Here is a 16,817-nt window from a genome sequence, read left to right as displayed (position 1 = left end):
CTTATTTCTCAGTCCTGAGGGGACGTGTAATGAAACTTACAGAAAATGCGGGTTGATCAGGAAATCAAGAGGGGGACTTTTTTTGTTTTTCTTTCTAAATATAGCAGCATACTCATCGGGCTGGTAATCAATTCAATACTGGCCCGATTTTTATCCCCTGACGAATACGGTGTCGTGGGTGTCGTCACCGTATTCATTACTTTTTTCAGCATCCTCGGCGACATCGGCGTAGGATCGGCGATCGTTCAAAACCGGGATCTTACGCGAAAGGACATTTCCGATATTTTCAAAATCAACATATTACTAAGTGCCTGTCTCGGACTGGCATTCTACCTGCTTTCTTACGGCATTGCCTGGTTTTACGAAAGCGACGTCTACATCAGGATCGGCCAGCTCCTCTCTGTCAGCGTGTTTTTCAGCTCTTTATCGGGCGTTCCAAGAAGCCTGTTAATGCGGGAGAAATCGTTCAAATTGTTGGGCGGGATAGAAATCATAACCAGCGTTACCACGGGAATCCTGGTCGTATTCCTTGCCATGAAAGGTTACAGCTATTATTCGATCATCTGGCGTTCGATCCTCTCGAATCTGATAATCTGCATAATGTACTTTTATTTTTCAAGACTGAGGCTCCTGGAAGGTTTCAGCTTCGGTGGTTTCAGAAAGATAGCGAGGTATTCGGGTTTTCAATTTGCGTTCAATATCATTAACTACTTTTCCCGCAATCTCGACAACATCCTGATCGGTAAGTTTATGGGCAACCAGAACCTCGGAATTTACAGCCAGTCCTACCAGCTCATGATGTACCCGGTCGCGAACCTTACGCATGTGATCACCCCCGTGCTCCACCCCGTGCTCGCAAGATTTGTCGATCAGCCGAAAATCATTTTTGAAGAATACCTGAAAGTAGTGAATATCCTGGCGATGCTGGGAATCCCCATTTCAATATTCGTTTTCTTTTCATCCAAAGAGATTGTCTATCTTGTACTGGGCTCCAAATGGACAGACGTTGCGCCCGTCCTGCAAGTATTCGGTGCCTCCATCTGGCTTCAAATGGTCAATTCAAGTGGCGGTGCTATTTTCCAATCTATGGGCCGGACGGATATGCTGTTCAAAATGGGCATACTCAGCACTTTCACCACCATTTCGGCGACGCTCCTTGGAATTCTTTATTTTGAATCGCTGACTATGACCGCCCTGTGCATTTCGGTGGCCATTGCCACCAATTTCATCATTGTATATTACGTTCTGATCAACAGGATTTTAGGCAGCAGTTTCACCCGGTTTCTGAAAGTAATTGCAAAGCACAGCACGCTGGGTGTCGCACTTGTCATACTACTTTACTTGGTGCAGGTTTTCGGCGATTTCAAGGCGGACGATGCGGGCTTCATCTATCTGTTTCTGATCAAGTTGGCCATTCTGGGCATAACCTTCTTTGCATTCCATTTCGAAATGGTTATGGGTTTGGCTAAAAAGGTTTTGTCTAACGTGGCCCCGAGGATCAGGCCGTAGGCCTGAGAACCGATTGTGCCCGCTCCGATTTCCGCACACCCTTGTCTTTCAGCATTTGGCTGATCTGACCTGCCATGTAAATCGATGCTTCGATTTCCGCTTTGCGAATGGCGACGCTTTCGATATTGAAGCCAAACGGTATGGAACGTTCCATGCAGAATGCCGTGAGCTCGGAAGCTATGTCGAGGCAGATATTGACCGATCGTTCCAGAATATCTTCCGAACTCCTGAGGTCCTCCTTTAACTCCTCCGGCACGTTGATTCCCAGCCAATCCATAAACTGTAACGTTTTTTCAGAGCCGCAGGCTGTGATCGTGAAAATGATCGTCGGCGGGGTTATTTGCTCGCGGTCGCAACGCAGGGCGAGGTCTTCAATTACCTGCCTGGCGTATTCGAGGTTAAATACACATTGGGAAATGAAATACGATACCCCGCATTCCATCTTATCCAGAATCCGCGTATCCTCGTCTTGCAGGATCTTATGACGTTCGGGAATCGTCACAGCACCGATTACCGAGGTTTCCTCATTCTTGCGCCAGATTTTATACGCTTCGGGCAGGCTCGTTTTCACAGGAAAGTCCGGCGCGGGCACTCCTACAAACACAGGATAGAAATGCTGCTCCTTCAATTCTTCCAGCCATTCCGACAGCTCCTCCGCCGAAAATTTGCCGGCGGGACGATAGATGATTTTGGGAACGTCCAGACTACCGAGGTATTCCGAGGCGAAATGCAGTGGGTCGAGCGAATTCAGGAACGGGAACGGCCTTTCTTCCTTCGTACGGGCCGATTCATCCTGCACATCATATACCACCAATGCATCAATATCCAGGGTAGCCAATCGCTCGATGGTCTTTTGAGCGATTTCGGCCACGCGTTCAACAGTGGTGTCGGCTTTGGGTGGCGTGATGCCGTAAAGCACCACTCCTGATTCTCGGGATTTGATCTTGTTCAGAAACATGACTTACTTAATGGGCATCCTGCCGCTTCTCTTAAAAGAATATCTGCAACATGGACGTCGTCCTGCGGTTACCTGTACCTCTTTCGTCCATTCTTCAAACTAAACATCATTTTCCGGATTTATTACTACCGGATTTCCCTGTTGCCTATTTTTTTTATTATTCAGCATTCCGATCGCGCCACCCACGATCATGAAAGCACTTCAAGCATTCGGATTGATGGCAGGCTTTAATGGCCACCCGCCTCAAAAAGTATACGTTCTTTAATGGTACCGCCGACAACCGATAGAGGATTGTAACTGAAGGGGGATTTTAGCAGTAGCAGACGAAAGATTGCTACTGCTTTTTTTCTAAGTCTTCGAACGACACAAAAATGTGCGGATTCGCCCCGACAGAAAGGTATATACCGGCCATGTATTGCTTAGTAAACCGAATCAATACACTACAAGTCATGGCTAACAGACGTGAATTTTTGAAAACTACCGCAGCAGGCTCGCTGGGGATCGCCATCGGCGGAACCGCTATGGGTTTCAGTGCGAAAAGCTACAACCGCATTATGGGCGCCAACGATCTCATCCGCGTGGCGACGATCGGAGTCAATAGCCGGGGCAAAGGCATGAGCAGCACCTTTGCGGGGCAGAAAAATACCGAAGTAGGTACCGTTTGCGATGTAGACGAGCGGGCCATCCCGAAAGCCATCCAGGCTGTGATGGAGGCCAGACAAACCGCCAAACCCAAATCCGAAAAAGACTGCCGCAAGGTTCTCGAAGACAAATCCATTGACGCCATATATATCGCCACGCCGGATCACTGGCACGCGCCACTGACGATTATGGGCTGCCAGGCCGGCAAACACGTGTATGTAGAGAAGCCATTGAGCCACAATCCGCGCGAAGGCGAACTCGCGATCGAGGCTGCGCGTAAATACAAGCGCGTGGTACAGATGGGCGCGCAGCGCAGGTCTGCGCCTGTGCTCACGGAAGGCATCAAACAGCTGCATCAGGGCATTATCGGGCGTGTCTATCTGGCCAAAACATGGTATACCAATAAAAGGAAGGCCACTTACCTGAAACCCGGCACCGTCCCCTCCTGGCTCGACTATGAGCTTTGGCAGGGTCCCGCGCCACGCATGCCCTACAAGGAGGGCCTGATCCATTACGACTGGCACTGGTTCTGGCATTGGGGGACCGGCGAAGCGCTCAACAACGGCACTCATGAAGTGGATGTGGCACGCTGGGGCCTGGGCGTGGACTTCCCAACGCGCGTCAGCTCAGTGGGCGGCCGGTACGAGTTCAAGGACGATTGGGAAACTCCCGATACGCAGATCATCACAATGGATTATCCAGGCCGTATTTCACTGTTGTGGGAATCGAGGAGCTCCAATGGCCGCAAAATCGAGGGGCAGGACCGGGGCATCATATTTTACGGCGAAAATGGCAGCCTCGACACCGGCGGCGACGCCTACAAGGTGTATGATCTCGACGGCAAGCTCATCAAAGAAGTAAACTCTCCCACCGAGGAAGCCGGCGTGCAGGGGCGGAACCTGGTCAGCCCGAGCGTGGGCATGGACAACCTCCACGTAGCCGATTTCCTGGACGCGATCCGCAACAATCGCAAACCGAATTGCGACGTGGAGCTGGGTTACAAGAGCGTTGTTGCGATGCAGCTCGGCAACATCGCCTGGCGGGTAGGCCGCGACCTGAAAATCGATCCGAAGAACGGGCATATTATCGGGGACAAGGAAGCGGAAAAACTCTGGTCACGCGAGTACGCGAAGGGCTGGGACCCGGTCGTCTAGCTGTTCAGTCCCTGCAAATACGCATTTGCAGGGACTCATTCTTCCTTGGCTGCTGCGCGATTATCCCACAGGCGACAACTTCCTGTCCACGGATAATCGCCCGCTACCCTGCACGATAACTGCCAATGCCAGCCCGATCACCAGCAAATGGTATTCATAGCCCTCGCCCTGCTGGTTACCGAACCAGTTCATGAAGAAGCCGTTCTGCACGTGCTGCCCTACGAAAATAATGCCGGCAAACAGCCCGATAATAGCCACCGACCAAAGCCGCGAGGCGAAGCCGACGATCAATGCAATCGCACCTGCAAACTCAATCAGGATCACCAGGAAGCTGATCAGCCAGGGTATTTGAAGGGTTTCGGTAAAAAACTGCATTTCACCGTCGAAACCAGGGCCACCGAACCAGCCCAGTACTTTTTGTGCACCATGCGGGAAGAGGATCAAACCTATGGTCAGCCGGAGGATAAGGCCGGTCCAGTCGTTGTTCGTTTTAAAAATCATTGCTTTCATTACATTGTCAATTGTTGTTTGAGGCAGCAAAGGACCGGAAAGCGGCGGTCGAAAAAATTAAAGTAGTTGAAGAAATCAGCCCTCCATCAATTTTTTGCGGAGCATACTGAGAAACACAGGCGTAATGCCGAGGTAAGCAGCGATTTGCTTTTGCGGAATGCGCTGCCCGAATGCCGGGTACTTGCGGATGAACTCCCCATACCGCCCCGCGGCGTCCAGCGAAAGCGACTGATCGATCCGCTCTATATGGGCGATGAATGCATTTTGCAGGAGTATTCTAAAAAAGCGCTCCATTTTGGGCACCTGCTCGTAAAGCTGGTCGAGATCCGGCTTCGTAATTTGCAGCAACTCGGTATCCTCCAGTGCTTCGATGTGATAACGGCTTTCCCGACCCGTCAGAAAGCTGAGCAAATCGCCCACCCACCAGCCTTCGATCCCGAACATCAAAATATGCTCAAACCCGTTTTCATCAAGCGAATACACTTTGACACACCCTTTTATAATGAAATTCTCCGACCTGCATACCTCGCCCTGTCGCAAAAGAAATGCCTTTCGCTTCAACACTTTCGGTTGGAACAAGCATAGCAATAACTTCTCCTCGCTCGCATCGAGCTGAACATGGTTTCCGATATTTTGAAGTAACAAGCTGGTATTCATCCAGGGCATTCGTTTGCTGCCTAAAACTAGCTCTTTTGAGGCTTCCCGTCAAATACAAGGCTTTGATTGTCAAAGCAGCACCTAACCCAAAGAAGTATACATCTGACGCTCAATACTTTTATCATAAATTCATCAACTCCCCATTCCATGAAGCCGTTCATCGCCATTATAATATTCGCGGCGCTTGCCTGCATGCCCCTGTTTGCACAAACTTCCGACAATGCGGAAATTCAGCGGATGTACGATGAAGACCAGTCCGCCCGGAAAGTCGCCAACATCAACTGGACCGAGCTGAACAAGGCTGACGCGCTAAGACGCCGGAGAGTTGACGAACTGCTGGATTCCAGCAAAGTCCGCACTGGACAAGATTTTTACCGGAGCGCCATGATCTTCCAGCACGGCACCGATACCCTAGCATCGGCCAAAGCCATCAAATTAATGAAGCAAGCCCTTGATCTGGATAGCACCGTGAACAGATGGCTGCTCGCCGCCGCCATCGACCGGCACCTGATGCGAAAAGGAATGCCGCAGATTTATGGTACGCAGTATATCATGATGGGCCAGAATGGGAAATGGCAGCGTTATCAGATTGATACGACGAAGGTTACCGACCAGGAACGCCGCGCTTATCATGTCGAAACACTGGCAGAGCAGCTCGTAAAGGAACGCAGGATGAACCTGCGTCCGATTCTCGAATATCACCAAACCAGCAAATCGACCGATGAAACGGCAGCATTTATACGAGCGGAAGTTCAAAAAGGGGCAAGCTCATTGTACGATGTAAGTGAGGCAGCCATCAATTCATTCGGATATAAATTAATGGATAGCCTTTCGGAAGCCGTCAAAATATTCAAGCTGAATACGGAGCTTTACCCGACGGGCTTCAACACTTTCGACAGTTATGGCGAATGCCTCTTAAAGTTAGACCGGAAAAAAGAGGCGATCGCAGCCTATCAGAAATCACTTTCCCTCAATCCTCGGAATACCAATGCCAGGTCTGCCCTTGCAACCCTCCAGACCAGGTGATACCACGCTCCCAGCCCACGCCCTGCTACCCAGCATATTGACCTCCCGGCACCTCTGTCCAGGGTGCATTTTAATCTTAATTTAAGGCGATTTTAACGGCGTTTAAATCTGCACAGGCCTTTTTTGGACTATATTTTTTAAAAATATTAATATCCCCCCCTCCCCCTGACATCAAACCGAATTACGCCTGCTGAGCGGCATTAGGCGCAGGCATTGCCATGTTCGGAAATTACTAAAACCTGAAATTATTACTAAACCTGTTTGAAAATCATGACAAATATCCGCTCCCCGTCGCGCCCGTTCGGACGCCCCTCCACCCATTTTTTACACAAAACGCTTAATAAACACTAACTAATTTCTACATGAAAAGTTATGTACAACCGCCCGTCCTGCGGTCGGGATGGATTATGAAAGTAATCCTGCTAAACCTATTGCTCCTGATCTCGCTGTGCCCGCACGCCCGCGCAGCTACCGACAAGAAAATCACCGGTAAGGTAGTGGACTCCAAAGACTCCTCCCCGCTTCCCGGCGTGAATGTGCTCATCAAAGGGACCGGTATCGGTACTTCGACAGATGCTTCCGGAAATTTCGAAATCAATGTCCCCAATGAATCCAGCATACTGGTATTCAGCTTTGTAGGGTTTTCCAGCCAGGAAATCACCGTGGGCAACCGGTCGGTGATTGACGTAAACCTGGTTACCGATGCGAAGGCTTTAACAGAAGTGGTCGTGATCGGGTACGGTACCGTCCGTAAATCCGACCTGACCGGCGCGGTGGCGACCATTAAAGGCGAGCAGCTGGTCGACAAGCCGGTACCAAACGTTTCCCAGGCGCTGCAAGGTAAAATTGCGGGCGTCGAGGTGAGCGTCAACAGTAATGCGCCCGGTGCCCCGGCCAAGGTGCGCGTGCGGGGTATCGGCTCCATCAACTCCAACATCGACCCGCTCTACGTTGTGGATGGGGTGATCGGCGTAGATGGAAACTCCATCAACCCGAACGACATCGCCTCTCTGGAAGTCCTTAAAGACGCCTCGTCCACGGCCATTTACGGTGCCAGGGGTGCCAATGGGGTGATCATGATCACAACCAAACGCGGCCGTGCGGGAACTATGAAGGTTTCCTATGATGGAAATGTGAACATCAGCGAGCTGTACCGCCACGTGAAAACCCTGAATTCCGACGAATTTGTGAAGGTTTACAACGAAGCCTACGCCAACGGTACCAAATTCGACCCGGCCGGCGGGACCTGGGCGCCTCCCGCGGCCCTCAACCACGCCAACTTTCCGCTCTTGTTCGATGCCAATGATAAGCCGTTGTACAATACCAACTGGGAAAAAGAGGTTTACAAACCGGCCACCTCGACTAACCATTCGCTTAATTTCCAGGGAGGTAATGACAAAACGCTATTCAGTTTGTCACTGGGTTATCTCAACCAGAATGGTCTGATGGCAACTTCCGCTTTCAAGCGCTACAACCTCCGGTTCACGGTGGATACCGATATCAACAAATGGTTGAAAGTGGGTGGAAGCCTGTCGCTGATCAACAGCAGGCAGCGCATGGTGTCCGACGGCAACGGCGGCTTGAACGTGCCCCGCATGGTATCCGAAGAAGTGCCGATCCTGCCGGTGAAATATCCGGATGGCACCTGGGCCGGCAACAACGACATCGCCGGCCTGGAAGGCGGCCCGAATCCCGTGAATATCGCCCACAACCGGTACACGATCAATAATACGCTCCAATCCCTCGGCAATACCTATTTGCTTTTCCACATTGCCAAGGACCTGGATTTCAAAACCGATCTCGGATTTAACCTCCAATCACAGAAAAACAACTTCTTCTCCTCCCAGAACCTGGCGCATATGTCGGCCGACCAGGGTGGTGTGGCCAACATCCGGGGTTACCTGAACACCTACTGGCAGTCGGAGAACTACCTGACCTGGAACAAAACCATCAACCAGCGCCACCGCATTACCGCATTGCTCGGGGCATCGTGGCAGCAGTACAACCAGGAGACCGATTTTGTTGAAACGCAGAACTTTATCGACGATATTTTTCAATGGCATACACTCGGCTCCGGCTCTGTAAGAAGCTCCTCTACCTCGGCCGATTACAAATGGGCTATGAATTCGTACTTCGCCCGCGCGACTTATAACCTCGACGAGAAATACCTCTTCACAGCGACAGGCCGCTACGATGGTTCATCGAAATTCGGTGCGAACAACAAATATGCATTCTTCCCGTCGGTAGGTGCCGCATGGCGTGTGTCGGAAGAAGGTTTCCTGAAAGGCAACAAGACGATCACTAATTTGAAAGTACGCGCGAGCTACGGGCTTTCGGGCAACCAGGAAATAGGTCAGTACCAATCCATTGCACAGATCCAGCCGGGTACCACCAACGCCACCAGCACGGTGCTGAACGGCGCATTGCAATCGACCTTATTGCCGAGCTATCTGGGTAACCCTAATCTGAAATGGGAAAGGTCTTTGCAGTTCGACGCCGGTGTCGAGTTGGGTATCCGGGAGAATATCGACCTGACGGTGGATTATTACAACCGCGTCACCAAAGACCTGCTGCTCCAGGCGCCGATCCCATGGTCCGCCGGTGAAGTGAATGCGAATGTGTACCAAAACGTGGGTTCAGTGAGAAACTCCGGTTTTGAAGTGAGCTTGAATACGACGAACATCGAGACAAAGAACTTCTCCTGGACTACCAACTTCATATTTGCGACCAATGCGAACAAGATCCTGAAACTTAACCGCGGCAATGCCGATATTTTCCCCGGCCCGAACTTCCTTGGCCAGACCAACATCCTGCGCGTAGGCGAGCCGATCGGGTCGTTGTACGGCATGACACGGATCGGAACTTACAGCACCGACGAGGCAGCTCTCGCCGCCGAACATAACCTGAAACCAGGCGACAGAAAGTACATTTACAATGCCGACGGAAGCAATTATTACAGCATTATCGGCCGTACCACGCCCAAATGGACCGGCAGCTTCAATAGTACCATGAAGTATAAAGGCTGGGATTTCTCTTTCAATATCCGTTTTGTGGAGGGCTTGAATACCGCGGCTACGTTCAAGCACTCGGTGGAAGACAGGCAGACCATTGCAAACAGCCTTGCTACCGTGCTGGATGCCTGGACGCCCGACCACCAGAACACGATGATCTCACAGGTGCGTAACTACAAATTCGCGCAGGATTCGCATTTCGATACCTGGTGGGTGGAAAACGGCTCGTTCATCCGCGGCCAGAACTTTATGCTGGGTTATTCATTCAACGACCCTGTCCTTGAAAAACTGAGAATCGACCGTCTGCGCCTGTATGCTAGTGTCCAGAACCTGTTCGTGATTACGAAGTACACCGGTTACGACCCTGAGGTGGACACCTTCAACTCCGGCTACGGCGCTAATACCGCCTTCTCGCAAAACCTGGATTTCTTCGCCAACCCCCGTCCGCGGGTTTGGAACCTGGGCCTGACACTTACTTTTTAAACCGCAACTACAAAAGATATGAAAGTGCTGAAAAATATGATGCTGGCAGCATCACTGCTAACCTTAGGCTCCTGCTCGGATTTCCTCGAAGAAACTCCGACGGGCTTCCTGACACCGGAATCAGAGGCATCCAGCAGCAAAGTGGCCCGGGCTTACGCAAATTCCGCATATGTCAACTTGCAGGGACTTCTGGCAGGCCAACCGGCCTCCTACGGCGGTAATACTTACAACCTGCTCGAATTCATGACCGGGAAGGCGAATAGTGATCTCGGCCAGACCGGATTCGTGAACTACCAGAACCTGAGTTACACCAATACTTCTTTTTATTTCGACACCTGGTGGCAGCAAATGTACCTCGGGATAGGAGCCTGTAACCTGGCTCTACAAAGTATTCCGGGCATCAACGCAGCCGGGCTTACCGACGAAGCGAAGAACAACATGCTGGCGGAAGTCCACACATTGAGGGCGTTGTACTACTTCTACCTGGTGCGGATGTACGGCGCAGTTCCCGCGGTAACGGCCACACCGACCAACCTCGACCTGAATGTCGCGAGAACGCCTGCGAAGGAGATTTATGACAAAATCATCATCCCCGACCTACTCGCGGCCGAAGCATCTACATTACCCTGGTCGAACACAACCGGAAATGTATCCATGTCAGCCGTTGAATCGATCCTGGCGGATGTGTACCTCACCTACGCGGGCGCGGCGATCAACGGCGGCCAGCAATATTATGCGGAATCGGCGAAGCGATCGCTCAATGTGATCCAGAAGGGCGGCTTCTCGCTTTTCAAAAATTACACGGATATGATTAACCCGGCGAACAAGAACCTGGGCGAATTCATTTTCCAGGTGCAATATGCCGCAAGCGTGCCACTGACCAACCCGCTCACGCCGTTAACAATCCCCAACTATTCGGGTATTTCCAAATATGCGGATGAATACGGATCGGTGTACCCGACGCCCGAGTTTATCAAGTCGTTTCCCAAGGGCGATAAGCGCGTGGAGGAAAAGCAGTTTTTCTACACCACGGCACCGAGCATCAAAACCGGTCAGCCGGTGAAGTTCAAGAACACCTACATTTACAAGTGGTTTGATGCGAATGCGATCACCAGTACGATTAAATCCGATTTGAACTACACATTGTACCGCCTCGCGGATGTGTACCTCATGTATGCGGAGGCGTCCAACCGCGCAGAAGGCGCACCCAACGCGAAAGCAGTCGAATATGTAAATGCGATTCGCGCGCGGGCGAACCTGGCGCCTGTTTCGGGTTTAAGCCAAACGGCATTCGAGCAGGAAGTATGGGCTGAGCGCTATTTTGAACTATGTTTTGAAAACAAAATGTGGTTCGATATGCTCAGGACGCGGAAAGTGCGCAACGACATCACCGGCAAATGGGACGATTTCGTAGGGCACAAAACCGTCTTCGGCGCCACCTTCAGCGAAAAACAGCTGCTTTTTCCGGTACCGAGACAAGAGTCGGACGTGAACCCGAACCTGCTGCCCAACAATCCCGGATTTTAACTAAAAAGTCGTCATCGGTTGGGTGATATTATTTAAACCTGATTTACAGGTAAAACGGAAAACCGCCGGCTCACTGAGTCGGCGGTTTTTGTTTATAAACTCCTGCAACGTGCTGTTACCGAGGCTTGTCTGAACAATACAGGCAGCCTTACGAAGCGTAATTATATTCATGTGGAATATAATTATATTTATACTAAAAATTCATTGCCGAGTGAACCCAAGCATCCATAACCATGAAGAACATTACCAAGCTTTCGCCTTCCGGGGTTTGCTGCTTTGTAATTGTTGCAGCATTATGGCTTCCGATCGCCGTTCTACACGCCCAACCGACAGCCAGCCCCATTTGCTCTTCTACGCCTCAACATCAGAAACTGCTCCTTTCCAAATCACAGAGGCAACTTTTTGATAATGCACAGCAAAAATTGAAGGCCTATATGGCCTCTGCCGAAGCCGCCCGCACGAACGCCATATCCGAGGTATACACCATTCCCGTCGTCGTACATGTCCTGGAACCCATCGGAGGTTCGTTGATCACCGACCTGCAAATTCACGAAGGGATTGCCGAATTGAACAAAGCATTCCGAAACCAGCTCGCCGAATCCGACGGAGTGGATACGCAAATTCAGTTCCAGCTCGCGGTACGATCTCCACAATGCACACCGACTACGGGAATCGACAGGATTTATACCAACAATGCGGCCTACACCTCCTATGGTGTCACTGTACCCGGTGGCCCCGGATTGCCCTACGATCAGGTTTACGCGATGGGTTATTGGAATAATCTCGAATACTATAATGTGTGGCTTGTCAATTACATGGACCAGGCTGCCGGACTGGCAGGGTATCCAACCGGCGCTTCTTCACCGAGTGACGGCGTACTGCTCGTGGCCAACTATTTCGGTACCAAATTGCTCGCTCACGAGTTCGGGCACGGTATGTTCCTGGGACACACGTTCTCGCGGGGGATCGGCGAGGGTGACCTTGACACCATAGAATGCCCGCTAAACGACAATTGCGCGTCACAAGGCGATAATATCTGTGATACGGAGCCCGTGAACCAAAGTTCCAATTACCTCTGTCTGGGAAACCCCAATCCTCTTAATGCATGCAACAATAACAGCCCCTACGGTAACGTCCTCAAAAACTACATGGGTTACAATTCCTTTGCCTGCCAAACCCAGTTTACCAACGACCAGCGCATCCGTATGCGCAATGCGATCGAAACGCTCAGGTCGGGTTTGATCAACAGCAAGGGGCTCGACCCCATCGTGATTCCGGTGAGCATCCCCAAAGGCACCGCCGCGACGCTCACTGCCACAGGCTGCAATGGACTGATACAGTGGTACGACGCTCCTACCAATGGTAACTATCTCGGCGGCGGCAACAGTTATACCACACCCATCCTCGAGGAGTCGCGAACCTATTATGCTTCATGCCTGCGCGCCGACTGCCCGAGCGACGTGCGGGTAGCGGGTGAAGTAATCGTCGGGCCGGGGCTGCCGGTTACGCTCGTGAGATTCGGTGCTGAAGTTTTGGAACAAAACCAGGTAATGCTCAGCTGGGCCACCTCGTTCGAGTCCATGCATGACCATTTCGATGTCGAATCAGCACGCGATGCCAGAACGTTCCGAACGGCAGGACGGGTAACCGCACCGTTCGGCGTTGCCGCCCGTATTTCGGAATACCGGTTTACCGATACGCCGGAGCCGTCCACAGGCATATTGTTCTACCGGCTGAAACAGGTGGATGTGGACGGCAGCTACGCCTATTCCAGAATCGTAAAAGTGAGCATGCCAGACACGCAATTGATTATCAACCCCAACCCCGCCGAGAGCAGCATTATGATCCATGGGGTATCTCAAAATTGGGATATCGAAGTCGTTAATGCAGCTGGTGTGGTGATACAACGAGCCCGAAACCAGCAATATGTCGACTCCAAACTGCTTCCCGCCGGGCTTTACGTGGTACGTGTGAAGACGCAAAGCGGGTATACCGTTTCCAAAAAGTTCATCAAAAAATAAGCCAAACGCCGGCAGAGCAGTTCAAAACAAACTCTCCGCCGGCGCTACAAACTCATTCCCCCTTCCTCCTTTCTCCTTTTCCTCCCTACTCCATCAATCAATACTGTAAAAAAAACTTCTCAGCTCTGCGGCGAAGCTATCCGGCACTTCCAAAGCTGCAAAATGCCCTCCTTCACTCATTTTGCGGAAACTGACGACATTCACAAAACGGTCTGCCCATTCTTTCGGGAACTGGGCTTCCCTGGGGTACAGGGCCACACCGGCCGGTACTTGCGATTTCTGTAACGGCTGCGCTCCGCCCCATTGCGCTATGGCATCGGCTTTGTACATCCGCACCGATGTCGCAACAGTCTGTGTTACCCAGTAGATCATGATATTGGTAAGCAACGCATCGCGCCCGCCAAATGCGGCTTCCAGGATTTCCGGCGACGCTCCCGCACTGCCGAAACTCAGTATCCAGGCCGCCAGCCCGGTCGGCGAATCGTTCAATCCGTAGGCAAGTGATTGCGGTTTGGTAGCATGTACCATCGCATAGGCGCCTTCGCTGTACCACCATTGCTGCACAAACTGTGCGAACTGTTTCTCGGCTTCGCTCATGGTAGCGGGGTCCTCCTGTCCCATCGGGTAACCTACGTCGGTGAAATGCACGCCGGACACTACATCCGGGTATTTCGAGGCCAATGCCTTGGTAACGCCCATGCCCACATCGCCGCCCGCGGCGTAGAATTTATCATAACCCAGGTTCCCTGTCATCAACTCTTTCCAAAGGTCCGCGACGGCCTCACTTGTCATAGCTACTTTACCCGAGAACCCGAAACCCGGAATGGAAGGGATCACGAGGTCAAAGCCCTGCTCGCCTTCGGTCAGTAGCGGGATGATCTTGTGGAAACGGTAATAGCTATCCGGCCAGCCGTGCGTTAGGATAAGCGGCTTCGCGTTTTTACCCTTCCCTTTGATATATTGAAAATGAACTTTCACGCCGTTCACATCGGCGATGTACTGCGGGTACTTATTGAGTTCGGCTTCCTGCTTGCGCCAGTCGTAGCTGGTGAGCCAATATTGCACCAGTTCCTTCAAATAGGCTTCGCTGGTGCCGAAATGCCAGCCGGAGCCTTCCGCTTCGCCCGGCCAGCGGGTGTTTTGCAAACGGCTTTTTAAATCATCCAGTACTTGTTGCGAAACCGATACTTTAAATACCTCCATGTTTTTCATAGTTGCGTTTTTGTTGGTTTGTGAAAAAGTGATCATCGGGCTCAGCATGAGCGATGTGAGCATCAGAAAGCGAAGTTTTTTCATGGCGTCCTGTTTGTTTGGATGAAACAAAGGTATCGCCAGGAAGCCGCGCGCCGTTAGGAAGGATTTCGGGAAAGATAGTAAAAAACTCCACTGGACAAATCAGCTCTTGCGGTATTCGGTAGGCGTCATGTTCGTGAGCTTTTTGAACGACTTGTTGAAATGCGAAGCATCTTCAAAACCCAGCCAGTAGCAGATTTCCTGAATCGATAAGGCCGTTTGTTTCAGCAGACTTTTGGCCTCCATCACCACATATTCATCGATGAACGCCTTGGCCGGCTTGCCCACTTCCGCCTGCAAAACCTCGCTCAGGTATTTCGGGGTGATATGCAGTTCCGTCGCGTAAAAAGCAACTTCCTTATGCTCCGGGAAATGCGTCGCAACGAGCTTTCGGAAAGCCTGGGCTATCTTTTCTTTGTTGGAAACGCCATTGCGGTTACCACCCTCCGGCGTCCGGCTTTCCGGGCCGGTATGGAACGACTCCGCCAGCATAAGCAGTGCATGGACCATCCCGGGAACGGCGCTTTTATCGTCCTTCAATTCTTTCAGCAAGGCGAATAAGGAAGCCATTTTCCGCGTCTGATCATCCGATAGACGGATCACATGCCTGCCTCCATGAAAGAAAAATGGCAGCGAATGCAGGAAAGCATTGTTTTTCATCCCCTCAAACAACTCCTCGGTGAAATACACGGTATCGTGCTCGGCAGTATAGTTTCCCGTCCACTGACAAACCATCCCCGGCCCCACGGTCGTAAGGCACCCGGCCGTCACCAGGTAATCGGTGCTGCCGATCTTGAAAACGTCGCCTTCGCCTGTGTAAGTAATGCCTAACCCGAAAGAGAACGTCCTGAACGGGAAGTTGACATGAGCGTTTTTGTAGGTATGCCTGTCGGCCAGAAAGAACGGAACATTGAAACTGTGGGCATTCTGATGTTTGAGAAACTCATAGAGATTAAAGGACGTCAAGTTGAATTTTTTCTGCATAACATGCTGGTTTCGAAGTTCCTGTTCGTTGCCGTGTGAGTGATTTACCCGCATCCAAAATAGTGAAAATTTTGTTTTACCATTAAGAGCCAGGGCTTTCGTCCACGAAAAATTGCTCGGATATTATTAGAGGAAAAGCCACCATAACGTATGACTTCCGGCAAAGCCATGCGCTCTTTGCATGCTCGCACCTGCGCTCGCCGACAGAGAAGAGAAGAGGTTATGACGAAGTTTTTGCATATTGAGTAAGTGAATTTGCCTGAACGGCCGGCTCGCCATGCCGCAGAGCGGCTTCCTGTTTATAGAAAAACAGCACGCTCCCTCTGGTTCGGCCCCGGAGGGCCGCCTAACCCACTTGTAACGATTGTTTACCACACTATAATTGAATGAATATGGCTAACACCTACTCCCAAATCTATCTCCAATTTGTATTCAGCGTTAAACACCGGCAATGTCTGGTCCCTAAACGTCACAAGGATGAACTACATCGCTACATAACCGGACTGGTGCAAAACAGAAATGCTAAAATGCTCGCGGTGCATTGCATGCCCGATCACGCACACTTATTCGTAGGATTTAAGCCGGCAATGTCGATTTCGGATTTTGTAAAGGAAATCAAGGTTGAAACCAATCAGTTTATCAATCAAAAGCGGTGGACAAGTCAAAAATTTGAATGGCAAGAAGGCTACGGCGTTTTTTCATATTCTCAGTCGCACATAGAAAATGTCGTCCGGTACATCCACGGCCAGGAAGAGCACCACCATAAACGAACATTTGGAGAAGAATACCGGGATCTGCTGCGAAAATTTCAGGTATCGTTTGAAGAGAAATATTTATTTGATTTTTTTGACGCGTGCTGATCCGGGGCGACGTGCATAAGGAGGCCCCTCCGGGGCCGAAACAAACAACGTTCAACTTTTTGCTAGAAACAGGATGGCCCTCCGGGCCAATTGTTGTGCCGTTCCACAGATTCAACACCAACAGCTACGAATATTGCTCCTATATTACCCGGCGCGCCGGGGATGATTCCACCGCAATCCGG

General features: G+C 51.1%; 12 protein-coding genes. 7 read left to right on the top strand and 5 right to left on the bottom strand.

Annotated elements, in window-relative coordinates:
* Nucleotides 1-45 precede the first annotated feature (45 nt).
* Nucleotides 46-1,509: a lipopolysaccharide biosynthesis protein gene (locus ACQ4MZ_RS18390; protein ID WP_430847106.1), complete on the top strand. Its 1,464-nt coding sequence runs from the start codon at nucleotides 46-48 to the stop codon at nucleotides 1,507-1,509.
* On the opposite strand, the gene ACQ4MZ_RS18385 is transcribed toward ACQ4MZ_RS18390, so the two are convergent.
* On the bottom strand, nucleotides 1,499-2,467 hold the full coding sequence (locus ACQ4MZ_RS18385) for a methylenetetrahydrofolate reductase (RefSeq protein ID WP_430847104.1): 969 nt from the start codon (nucleotides 2,465-2,467) through the stop codon (nucleotides 1,499-1,501). The two genes, ACQ4MZ_RS18390 and ACQ4MZ_RS18385, sit on opposite strands and share 11 nt — an antisense overlap.
* Before the next feature lie 449 nt (nucleotides 2,468-2,916).
* On the opposite strand from ACQ4MZ_RS18385, the gene ACQ4MZ_RS18380 reads away from it, so the two are divergent.
* Nucleotides 2,917-4,263 (top strand): Gfo/Idh/MocA family oxidoreductase, encoded by a 1,347-nt coding sequence (locus ACQ4MZ_RS18380; protein ID WP_430847102.1) that lies wholly within the window; start codon nucleotides 2,917-2,919, stop codon nucleotides 4,261-4,263.
* A 60-nt stretch (nucleotides 4,264-4,323) separates the two neighbouring features.
* Here the strand turns inward: ACQ4MZ_RS18380 and ACQ4MZ_RS18375 are convergent, their stop codons facing one another.
* Nucleotides 4,324-4,773, bottom strand: a complete 450-nt coding sequence (locus ACQ4MZ_RS18375; protein WP_430847100.1) for a DoxX family protein — start codon at nucleotides 4,771-4,773, stop codon at nucleotides 4,324-4,326.
* 75 nt (nucleotides 4,774-4,848) lie between these two features.
* Nucleotides 4,849-5,430, bottom strand: a complete 582-nt coding sequence (locus tag ACQ4MZ_RS18370; protein ID WP_430847098.1) for a Crp/Fnr family transcriptional regulator — start codon at nucleotides 5,428-5,430, stop codon at nucleotides 4,849-4,851.
* 147 nt (nucleotides 5,431-5,577) lie between these two features.
* Here ACQ4MZ_RS18370 and ACQ4MZ_RS18365 point away from each other — a divergent pair, with 147 nt between their 5' ends.
* The 4 genes from ACQ4MZ_RS18365 to ACQ4MZ_RS18350 all read left to right on the top strand — a co-directional run bounded on the left by ACQ4MZ_RS18365 (nucleotide 5,578) and on the right by ACQ4MZ_RS18350 (nucleotide 13,498).
* Nucleotides 5,578-6,456: a tetratricopeptide repeat protein gene (locus ACQ4MZ_RS18365; RefSeq protein ID WP_430847096.1), complete on the top strand. Its 879-nt coding sequence runs from the start codon at nucleotides 5,578-5,580 to the stop codon at nucleotides 6,454-6,456.
* 362 nt (nucleotides 6,457-6,818) lie between these two features.
* On the top strand, nucleotides 6,819-9,950 hold the full coding sequence (locus tag ACQ4MZ_RS18360; RefSeq protein WP_430847094.1) for a SusC/RagA family TonB-linked outer membrane protein: 3,132 nt from the start codon (nucleotides 6,819-6,821) through the stop codon (nucleotides 9,948-9,950).
* Nucleotides 9,951-9,968: 18 nt separating this feature from the next.
* Nucleotides 9,969-11,477 carry a RagB/SusD family nutrient uptake outer membrane protein gene (locus ACQ4MZ_RS18355; protein ID WP_430847092.1) on the top strand — a complete coding sequence of 503 codons (1,509 nt, stop codon included), beginning with the start codon at nucleotides 9,969-9,971 and terminating at the stop codon, nucleotides 11,475-11,477.
* A gap of 233 nt (nucleotides 11,478-11,710) precedes the next feature.
* Nucleotides 11,711-13,498 (top strand): M43 family zinc metalloprotease, encoded by a 1,788-nt coding sequence (locus tag ACQ4MZ_RS18350; RefSeq protein WP_430847090.1) that lies wholly within the window; start codon nucleotides 11,711-11,713, stop codon nucleotides 13,496-13,498.
* 93 nt (nucleotides 13,499-13,591) lie between these two features.
* On the opposite strand, the gene ACQ4MZ_RS18345 is transcribed toward ACQ4MZ_RS18350, so the two are convergent.
* Both ACQ4MZ_RS18345 and ACQ4MZ_RS18340 read right to left on the bottom strand, forming a co-directional pair.
* Nucleotides 13,592-14,794, bottom strand: a complete 1,203-nt coding sequence (locus ACQ4MZ_RS18345; RefSeq protein ID WP_430847088.1) for an epoxide hydrolase family protein — start codon at nucleotides 14,792-14,794, stop codon at nucleotides 13,592-13,594.
* Nucleotides 14,795-14,893: 99 nt separating this feature from the next.
* Nucleotides 14,894-15,775: a helix-turn-helix domain-containing protein gene (locus ACQ4MZ_RS18340; RefSeq protein ID WP_430847086.1), complete on the bottom strand. Its 882-nt coding sequence runs from the start codon at nucleotides 15,773-15,775 to the stop codon at nucleotides 14,894-14,896.
* 392 nt (nucleotides 15,776-16,167) lie between these two features.
* On the opposite strand from ACQ4MZ_RS18340, the gene tnpA reads away from it, so the two are divergent.
* On the top strand, nucleotides 16,168-16,635 hold the full coding sequence (gene tnpA, locus ACQ4MZ_RS18335; RefSeq protein ID WP_430847084.1) for an IS200/IS605 family transposase: 468 nt from the start codon (nucleotides 16,168-16,170) through the stop codon (nucleotides 16,633-16,635).
* Nucleotides 16,636-16,817 lie beyond the last annotated feature (182 nt).

Origin of the sequence: Dyadobacter sp. BHUBP1, from assembly GCF_050587785.1 — a bacterium.
Classification (GTDB): Bacteria; Bacteroidota; Bacteroidia; order Cytophagales; family Spirosomataceae; genus Dyadobacter.
The sequence above is the reverse complement of the archived record's forward strand: the minus strand, read 5'-3'. Positions and strand labels throughout refer to the sequence as shown.